The organism is Saccharopolyspora sp. NPDC002686 (assembly GCF_040295745.1).
In the GTDB taxonomy this organism is placed as follows: domain Bacteria; phylum Actinomycetota; class Actinomycetes; order Mycobacteriales; family Pseudonocardiaceae; genus Saccharopolyspora; species Saccharopolyspora oryzae.
The window spans coordinates 1-8,293 of record NZ_JBEOVY010000338.1; the positions used below are offsets into that span (position 1 = coordinate 1).

At 70.1% G+C, this 8,293-nt stretch carries 8 protein-coding genes; 3 read left to right on the forward strand and 5 right to left on the reverse strand.

The genetic code is table 11. From position 1 onward, the window contains the following. Positions 1-99: 99 nt before the first annotated feature. The 4 genes from ABTZ89_RS31500 to ABTZ89_RS31515 form a co-directional block, all read right to left on the reverse strand. The gene (locus ABTZ89_RS31500) at positions 100-1,149 is read right to left on the reverse strand and encodes an SIS domain-containing protein (RefSeq protein ID WP_408641900.1); all 1,050 of its coding nucleotides are present in this window, start codon (positions 1,147-1,149) and stop codon (positions 100-102) included. Between the two features lie 88 nt (positions 1,150-1,237). After that, complete coding sequence (locus ABTZ89_RS31505) at positions 1,238-2,059, reverse strand: carbohydrate ABC transporter permease (RefSeq protein ID WP_270951416.1); 822 nt, start codon at positions 2,057-2,059, stop codon at positions 1,238-1,240. Next, positions 2,056-3,021 (reverse strand): carbohydrate ABC transporter permease, encoded by a 966-nt coding sequence (locus ABTZ89_RS31510; protein WP_502949625.1) that lies wholly within the window; start codon positions 3,019-3,021, stop codon positions 2,056-2,058. The genes ABTZ89_RS31505 and ABTZ89_RS31510 overlap by 4 nt, the downstream gene beginning before the upstream one ends. Beyond that, the gene (locus ABTZ89_RS31515; RefSeq protein WP_270951412.1) at positions 3,018-4,286 is read right to left on the reverse strand and encodes an extracellular solute-binding protein; all 1,269 of its coding nucleotides are present in this window, start codon (positions 4,284-4,286) and stop codon (positions 3,018-3,020) included. The genes ABTZ89_RS31510 and ABTZ89_RS31515 overlap by 4 nt, the downstream gene beginning before the upstream one ends. Before the next feature lie 288 nt (positions 4,287-4,574). On the opposite strand from ABTZ89_RS31515, the gene ABTZ89_RS31520 reads away from it, so the two are divergent. The 3 genes from ABTZ89_RS31520 (at position 4,575) to ABTZ89_RS31530 (ending at position 7,857) form a co-directional block, all read left to right on the forward strand. Next, entirely contained in the window at positions 4,575-5,330 is a 756-nt protein-coding gene (locus tag ABTZ89_RS31520; RefSeq protein WP_270951410.1) for a GntR family transcriptional regulator, read from the forward strand. A 164-nt stretch (positions 5,331-5,494) separates the two neighbouring features. Beyond that, the gene (locus tag ABTZ89_RS31525) at positions 5,495-6,511 is read left to right on the forward strand and encodes a hypothetical protein (protein WP_351051572.1); all 1,017 of its coding nucleotides are present in this window, start codon (positions 5,495-5,497) and stop codon (positions 6,509-6,511) included. A gap of 224 nt (positions 6,512-6,735) precedes the next feature. Next, complete coding sequence (locus ABTZ89_RS31530) at positions 6,736-7,857, forward strand: S1 family peptidase (RefSeq protein WP_270951406.1); 1,122 nt, start codon at positions 6,736-6,738, stop codon at positions 7,855-7,857. A gap of 57 nt (positions 7,858-7,914) precedes the next feature. On the opposite strand, the gene ABTZ89_RS31535 is transcribed toward ABTZ89_RS31530, so the two are convergent. Then, positions 7,915-8,293, reverse strand: a 379-nt coding sequence (locus tag ABTZ89_RS31535; RefSeq protein WP_351051575.1) for a thiamine phosphate synthase, incomplete at its 5' end; no start/stop codon positions are given.

An 8,293-nucleotide genomic window follows, 5' to 3' on the forward strand; every position in this document is an offset into this window, starting at 1 on the left:
CGGGGGGGGCTGTGCTGTTGGGGCGGCGCGGGGTTGTTTGGGGGGGGTATCACCCCCCCCATGGCAACCCAAAGTGCTCACGGGCCTCTGCCTGCTGGATCAGCGGGTCTTGGTGACCTTGTTCAGGCCTCGGGGGTTGTCCGGGTTGAAGCCGCGGGCCAGGGCCAGGCCCAGGGCCAGCTGCTGGACCGGGAGGATCTCCAGGACCGGGGCCAGCTCTTCGGCGCAGGCCGGGACCGGGATCCGGTGGGCGGCCGGGACGTCCGCGGCCGCCGAGCCGATCGCGCAGACGTCCGCACCGCGCTGGGCCACCGCTTCCAGCGGTTCGCGCATCGCCGTGCCGCCGAGGCCCTGGCTGGTCAGCGCGAGGACCGCGGTGTCCTCGTCGACCGCCGCGACCGGGCCGTGGAGGAGGTCCGCGCCGCTGTAGGAGCGGGCCGACAGGTAGCTGGTCTCGGCCAGCTTCAGCGCCGCTTCGTGGGCCGTCGCGAGGGAGTAGCCGCGGGCCGTGGTGACCATCCGCTCCAGGAAGCGGTAGCGGCCGACCGCTTCGTCCACCGCCTGCCGGCCGGTCGACAGGGTCGTCTCGGCCAGCTCCGGCAGCCCTGCCGCCTGCTCGCCGGTGCCGCCGCGGATCGCGTCGACCAGCAGGTAGAGCGCCAGCATCGTGGCGCCGTAGGTCTTGGTCGCCGCGACCGCCGTCTCGCGGCCCGCCCGGACGTCCACCGACAGCTCGGCGGCCGAGTTCAGCGGGGAGTCGGAGGTGTTGGTGACCGCGACGGTCAGGGCGCCCTGCTTGCGGGCGGACTCGGTGACCTCCAGCAGGTCCGGCGAGCCGCCGCTCTGGCTCACCGACACCAGCAGCACGTCGGTCAGGTCCGGCTGCGCGCCGTACAGCGTGGTGGTGGACGGCGAGGTCAGGCCGGCGGGCAGTTCCAGCAGGGTCTCGATGAGGTACTTCGCGTACAGGGCGGCGTGGTCGCTGGAGCCGCGCGCGGCGAGCAGCGCGAACCGCGGGCGGCGCTCCGCGACGGTCGCCGCGACCTGGGCGATCGCGTCCCGAGCGGCCAGCAGGTCGGCGAAGATCGCGGGCTGCTGGCGGATCTCGTCGGCCATGTGATGGCCATGGGTGGCGGTCATCGGGCCCATCCCTTCGAGTCGAGGTCTAGACCAATCGTAGCCGGGACTGGTCCCGCGGCCAATCCTCGCCCGGAACTGCGACGACCGCCTCACCGAGCTAGCCCTTCACAGCTCCGGAAGTGACGCCGGAGACCATCTTTCGCTGCACCGCCAGGAAGAACACGAGCACCGGCAAGGTGAACAAGGTGGCCGAGGCCATCGTCGCGCCCCAGTCGGTGCCGAACGCCGTGGTGAACGTCTTCAGGAACACCGGCAGCGTCTGCAGGCTCTCGGAACGCATCAGCACCAGCGCGTACAGGAACTCGTTCCACGCGGTGATGAACGCGAACACCGAGGTCGCCACCAGACCCGGGCCGAGCAGCGGCAGCGTGACCCGGCGGAACGCCTCGGCCCGGCTGCAGCCGTCGACCATGGCGGCTTCCTCCAGGTCGACCGGGATCCCGTCGATGAACCCGCGCAGCGACCAGATGGTGAACGGCAGCGTGGTGATCCAGTAGACCAGGATCAGCGCGGGCAGCTTGTTCAACAGCCCGAGGTCCCGCATGAACAGGAACATCGGCACCATCAACGCCTCGAACGGCACCATCTGCGCGACCAGCACGAGCATCAGGAAGCCCTTGCGCCCGCGGAACCGGAACCGGCTCATCGCCAGCGCCGCCAGCGTGCCCGCGACCAGCGAGCAGGCCACCGCGGTGAGCGTGACCAGCAGGCTGTTCCCCAGGTAGCGCAGGAAGTCCGAGCTGAACAGCGCGGTCGCGTAGTTCTCGAAGGTGACCGAGGTGGGCACCAGGTCGTAGGACGTGGACAGCACGTCGCCGCGAGGTTTGATCGAGCTGGTCACCATCCAGTACGTCGGGAACGCGAAGACGAGCGCGATGGCCAGGGCCAGCGCGGACAGCCCGTATCGGCGGATCGTCACAGCTCACCCTCCTGGGATCGCAGCAGCAGGCGCAGGTACTGGGCGCAGACGACGACGAGCACGAGCACCATCAGCACGCTGACCGCGGCGGCCACGCCGAAGTGCTTGCCCGCGATGCCCTCGAGGTACTGCAGCACCGGCAGCGTGGTGCTCTCCCCGTTCGGGCCGCCCTCGCGGATCGCCCACACCTGCGAGAACACCTTGAAGTCCCACAGGATCGACAGGAACGTCACGATCATCAGCACCGGTTTGAGGTGCGGCCAGGTGATCGCGGCGAAGGTCTGGTGGGCGTTCGCGCCGTCGATCCCGGCCGATTCGTACAGGTCCTTGGGCACGCCGATCAGCGCGGCGTAGAGCGTCATCGCCACGAACGGCACGGCCTGCCAGACGATCAGGATGCCGACCACGGTCAGCGTGCTGGTGCCGCTGGAGAACCAGGCGGCGCGCTCGAAGGAGTCGAAGCCCAGCAGCACCAGGGTCTTGTTCAGGATCCCGAACTGCTGGTCGAAGATCCACTGGAACACCGTCGTCGCGGCCAGCTGCGGCATCGCCCACGCCAGCAGCAGGCTGATCTGCAGCAGCACCCGCGGCACCGCCGGGATGTTCTGCATCAGCAGCGCCAGCAGCAGCGCGATCACGACCGTGGCGGCCACCATGCAGGCGGTGAACACCACGGTCCGCAGCGCGATGACCCAGAAGTCCGAGCCGCCGAGGACCTCCGCGTAGTTGTCGAACCCGGCCCAGACGACCCGGCCGCTGGTGAGCTCGCCGAGGTCGAGCTTCCGGAAGCTGGTGATGATCACGTTCACCGCGGGCCAGCCGAGCAGCACGACCAGCGCCAGCACGGCGGGGGCCAGCAGCAGGTACGGCATCGACACCGAGGTGCGGCGCCGGGCGCCGGGCACCGCGGGCGGTTCCGCGGTGCCCGACGCCGGGCGGGTTTGCGTGGCGGTCATGGTCAGTTCTTCGCCGCCAGCAGCTCGGTGATCTTCTCGTTGGCCGCGATCGTCGCGTCCACGACGCTCTTCTGGCCGGTCAGCACCGAGGTCATCATGTCCTTCAGCGGGTTCTGGCCGGATTCCACGGTGGCCCACTGCGGAACGGCCGGCGGCACCTTGCCGGACTTGGACGCGATCGCCATCGCCGCGCTGACCGGGTTGCCCTCCAGCGCGCTGGTGTCCTGCGAGGCGCCCGGCACCACACCGCTCTCGGCGATCTTGGTCTGGTACTTCTGGCTGGTCAGCAGCTTCAGGTAGTCCTTGGCCGCGTCGGCGTCGGCGCTGCCCGCCGGGATCGCCAGGTTGGAGCCGCCGAGGAACACCGGCGCGGTCTTGCCCGGGTACTTCGACGGGATCGGGAAGGCGCTGGTGAGCCCGGTGATCTGCGGGTTGGTCTCGGCCGCGGTCTGCACCTCCCAGGGCAGCGCGATCATCATCGCGACCTTGCCCTTGGCGTAGATCTCGGCCTGCTGCGGCTTGGCCTCGTCGATGTCGGCCGCGGCCTGGGTGCGCGACTCCTCGAAGAGCTGCTGGTAGTACTCGACGCCTTCGCGGGCCTGCGGGGTGTCGAGTGCGCCCTTGTAGTCGGCGCCGTCGCGGACGGCGAGCTCACCGCCGGAGTCCCAGACGAACGACAGCAGCGCGTACCAGGACTGGCCGGGCAGGTAGAGCGACTGGAACTCGGGGTCCGAGCCGTGGGTCTGCTCGAGCTTGGCGATGGCGCCCAGCAGCTCGTCGCGGGTGGTGGGCGGCTGGGTGATGCCGGCCTGGTCGAAGAGCTGCTTGTTGTAGACCACCACTCGGTTGGCGGCGTAGAACGGCACGCCGTACTGCTTGCCCTCCCATGCGCCGGATTCGCCCAGCGCCGGAACCCACTGCGACTTGTTCAGCGCGTCGGCGTCGGCGGTGAGGTCCAGCAGCGTGCCCTCGGCGGAGAACTGCGGGTTCTGGCTGTTCCCGAGCTCGATCACGTCCGGCGGATCTTCGCTGGCCAGCGCGGTGGTCAGCCGGTCCTGGATGCCGTTCCACTGCTGGATCTGGTAGTCCACCTTCATGCCCGGGTGGCTCTGCTCGAACTCCTTGTTGAGCTCGTCGATCAGCGCGTCGGACGCGGACCCGTCCATCAGCCACACGGTCAGGGTGTTGTCGCTGACCCCGGGACCCCCACCGCATCCGGCCAGCGCCAACGACGTCGCGGCGGCGGCCGCGAGCGCTCTCCAGGTCTTCAATTTTCGCCCCTTCCTCCGCGGCGTCGCGGAGTTGCAAAGCTTTTGGTGTAGACCAATGCAGGTGAGGATTGTGGTGTTGCACACCCGATGTCAAGAGTCCGCGGGGTTACTGTTCATCCACGCATAAGGCTGGCTTGAGCTTCGGGAGCAGATCGCCGTCCGGCCCGGATGACCCGGCGGCGCTCGCGGGGGCGCGCGCTTCGGGCATGCTGGTGGTCTGGACGACTTCGGCGAGGCGGCGACTTCGACGCTTCTGGGGCGGCAAGGTTCGTGGCGGTAGGAGGAACGATGCTCGAAACGTCCGTGTCCGGCGGGGCGGACTCGTCGGGGCGCGCGCAACGAGAACCGAAGTACTGGGGGCTCAAGCAGCACCTGCTGGACATGCTCCGCTCACTGCCGCCCGGATCGCCCATCCCCACCGAACGATCGCTGGCCGCCGAGTTCGACGTCTCGCGCACCACGGTCCGCCAGGCGCTGGCCGAGCTGACGGTGGAGGGCCGGCTGCTGCGGGTGCAGGGCAAGGGCACCTTCGCGGCCAAGCCGAAGGTCGCCCAGCGGCTGCAGCTGAGCAGCTACACCGAGGACATGCGGGCGCAGGGGCGCCAGCCCACCTCGCGGCTGCTGGAGGTCGTCGAGGAACCGGCCGATCCGGAGCTGGCGACGCTGCTGGAGACCAAGCCCAGCGCCACCGTGCTGCGGCTGCGCCGGTTGCGGCTGGCCGACGGTGAGCCGATGGCCATCGAGACCACCCACCTGCCGCTGACCCGGTTCCGCGGGCTGACCCGCCGGCTGGAGTCCGGCGGATCGCTGTACCAGGTGCTGCGCGAGAACTTCGACGTCGAGCTGGGGCACGCCGAGGAGACGATAGAGACCGCGCTGGCCAGCCCCGAGGAGGCCGAGCTGCTGGGCTCCGAAGTTGGGCTGCCGATGCTGCTGCTGTCCCGGCACTCCTTCGACACCGAGGGGCACCCGGTGGAGTGGGTGCGCTCGATCTACCGCGGCGACCGGTACAAGTTCGTCGCCCGCCTGAACCCGCCGAACTGAGCGCCGCCACCGCAACGCCGTCGAGGAGGGCATCCCGCCGCGCGGGGTGCCCTCCTGGCGTTACACCGAGTGGGAGTACTCACGAAACGCGCTGATCAGGAGAAAAGCCGCGCCGTCGGCCGTTTTCCGTTCTGGAGAGAGTGCGTTCTGAGTGCGTGGGAGCCATGGTCAGGCACAAAGAGGATCAGCTGGACGAGCCGGACGAGAAGGACTCGGACGAGGAGCAGAAGGCCAAGAAGATCGACATCAAGCCGGCGCAGGTCGCGGGGGCGGCCACCGCGTCGGTGACGGCGGCGTTCCTGGGTTCCCGGCTCGGGGTCGCCGGCACCGTGATCGGCGCTGGCATGACCAGCGTGATCATCACCGTCGGCGGCGCGCTGTACCAGCGCTCGTTCGAGAACGCCAAGGACAAGGCGCTGGTCGCGGCGGTGAAAGCCAAGCGGGCCACCCGCGTCCACGCCCGGCAGTTGCCTGCTGAGCTGCGCAAGATGGCGGAGGCCCGCAAGTCGTCCGAGGAGACCCGCAAGGCGACGGAGCAGGCGCGCAAGGCGTTGGGGGAGACCACGCGCGTCCTCTCGCTGGAGGCGACGCGCAAGGTCGACCCGGCCAAACCCGCGAGCGAGGAGGCGACGCGCCGGATCCACGTCGCGCCGGGCATGCAGTGGCCCGGCGGCGAGCAGGTTGTCGACTCCGAGGGCACCAAGCGGATCGACCTGTCGACCGCGGTGGTGGAGGTCCCGGAGGAGTCCCCGGTCCCGGTCGACCGGCGCAAGGTCCGGAAGCGCTGGGTGATGGCGGCGGCCAGCTGCGTGGTGGCGTTCGTGCTGGCCATGCTGGTCGTCACCGGCTTCGAGGGGATCACCGGCCGTCCGCTTTCCGGCGAGGAGAGCGGCACGACGCTCGGCCACGTGCTGGACCGCCAGCCCCGGGAGGAGGTGGCGCCGCCGCCGACCAAGGTCGAGAAGCCGGTGGAGACCACCACCCGCGAGCCGGCGCCGAGCACCGAGGTCCCGTCGACGCCGCCGCCCACCCAGCCGCCGTCGACGGAGCAGATCCCGACCCAGCAGCCGACGCAGCCGACGACGACGGAGCAGGTCCCGACCGAGCAGCAGACCCAGACGGAGCAGCCGACCGAAACGGCGCCTCCGACGGGTCTGTTCCAGGACCCCCGGATGAACTGAGCTCCGCCCCTCGTGAGCACTTCGGGGTGCCCCAGCGCCCCGAAGTGCTCACGACTCGAGGCTGAACTCTGAAAACCGTTCGTATGAACGACGATTGGGCTACCTCGATCAGGCCGAGTTTCGTGCCTAATGGGGCAAAAGGTGGATGTGGGACTGGTGTAGTCCTCTGATACTGGATCGCGCGACGGGGGTTGCGAGATCCAGCTCACAGGAGGAGACATCAGATGAAGCGCAGACTCGCGGCCCGGGTGGCCGGGACCGTGGTGCTGGCAGCTGGGACGGTGGCCGCGCTCACCATGCCGGCCACCGCGACCGGATCCGCCCCGCCGGAAACCCCGGCGGTCACCCAGCTCGACGCGATGCAGCGCGACCTGGGGATGACCCGGGACCAAGCGCTGCAGCGGCTCGACCAGCAGGCCACCGCGACCCGCGCGGAGCAGGTGCTCAGCCGCACGCTGGCCGGTTCGTACGGCGGCGCCTACTTCGACGCCGCGCAGGGCAAGCTCGTCGTCCTGACCACCGACGAAGCTCGCTTCAACCAGGTGCTCGCGATGGGCGCCGTGCCGAAGAAGGCCGACTTCACCGTCGAGCAGCTCAACGGCGTGGTGGCCGGGCTCAACCAGCACAGCAACTTCGCTCCGAAGTCGGTCTCGGGCTGGTACGCGCAGGCCAGGGAGAACTCCGTCATCGTCACCACCCGGCCCGGATCCGCGTCCCAGGCGGCCAAGTTCGTGCAGGCCACGGGCGTTCTCTCGCAGGCCGTGCGGGTCGTCGAGTCGATGGAGAACCCGCGCACCTACGCCGTGGTCGGCGGCAACGCCTACTACATCGGCAGCGGTGCCCGCTGCTCGGTCGGCTTCTCCGTGCAGGGCGGGTTCGTCACCGCGGGCCACTGCGGCCAGACCGGTGCGACCACGTCCCAGCCCGACGGGCGGTTCGAGGGCTCGACCTTCCCCGGCAACGACTACGCCTGGGTGAGCGTCACCTCCGACACCCCGCAACCGCAGGTGAACCGCTACGACGGCACCACCGTCGACGTCGCCGGATCCACCGAGGTGGCCGAGGGCGCGGCGATCTGCCGCTCGGGCTCGACCACGGGCTGGCACTGCGGATCGGTCGAGGCCAAGAACCAGACGGTCCAGTACCCGCAGGGCACCGTGACCGGCCTGACCCGCACCAACGTCTGCGCCGAGCCCGGTGACTCGGGCGGCTCGTTCATCTCCGACGACCAGGCCCAAGGCGTCACCTCGGGCGGTTCGGGCGACTGCAGCTCCGGCGGCACGACCTACTTCCAGCCGGTCAACCCGATCCTGTCCACCTACGGCCTGACCCTGCTCACCCGCTGATCGACCCCGAACGCGAAGCGACCCCCGGCATCCGGCCGGGGGTCGCTTTCGTGCAGGTCAGGGGAGCCGGTCGCGGAGTTCCCGGGCTGCGGCGCGGGGATCTTCGGCCTCGGTGATGGCTCGCACCACCACGACGCGCTCGGCACCTGCCTTCAGCGCTTCGTCCAGGTTGTCCGGGCCGATGCCGCCGATGGCGAACCACGGCCGGCCGTGCCCGCGGTGCTCCGCCGCGTGCTTGACCAGCTCGAGTCCGGCCGCCGCGCGACCCGGCTTGGTCGGAGTCGTCCACACCGGGCCGGTGCAGAAGTAGTCCACGCCCGGCTCGGCCGCTGCGGCGTCGGCCTGCACCACGTCGTGCGTGGAGCGGCCGATCGCGATGTGCTCGCCGAGCATGCGCCGCGCGATGTCCACCGGCAGGTCGTCCTGCCCCAGGTGC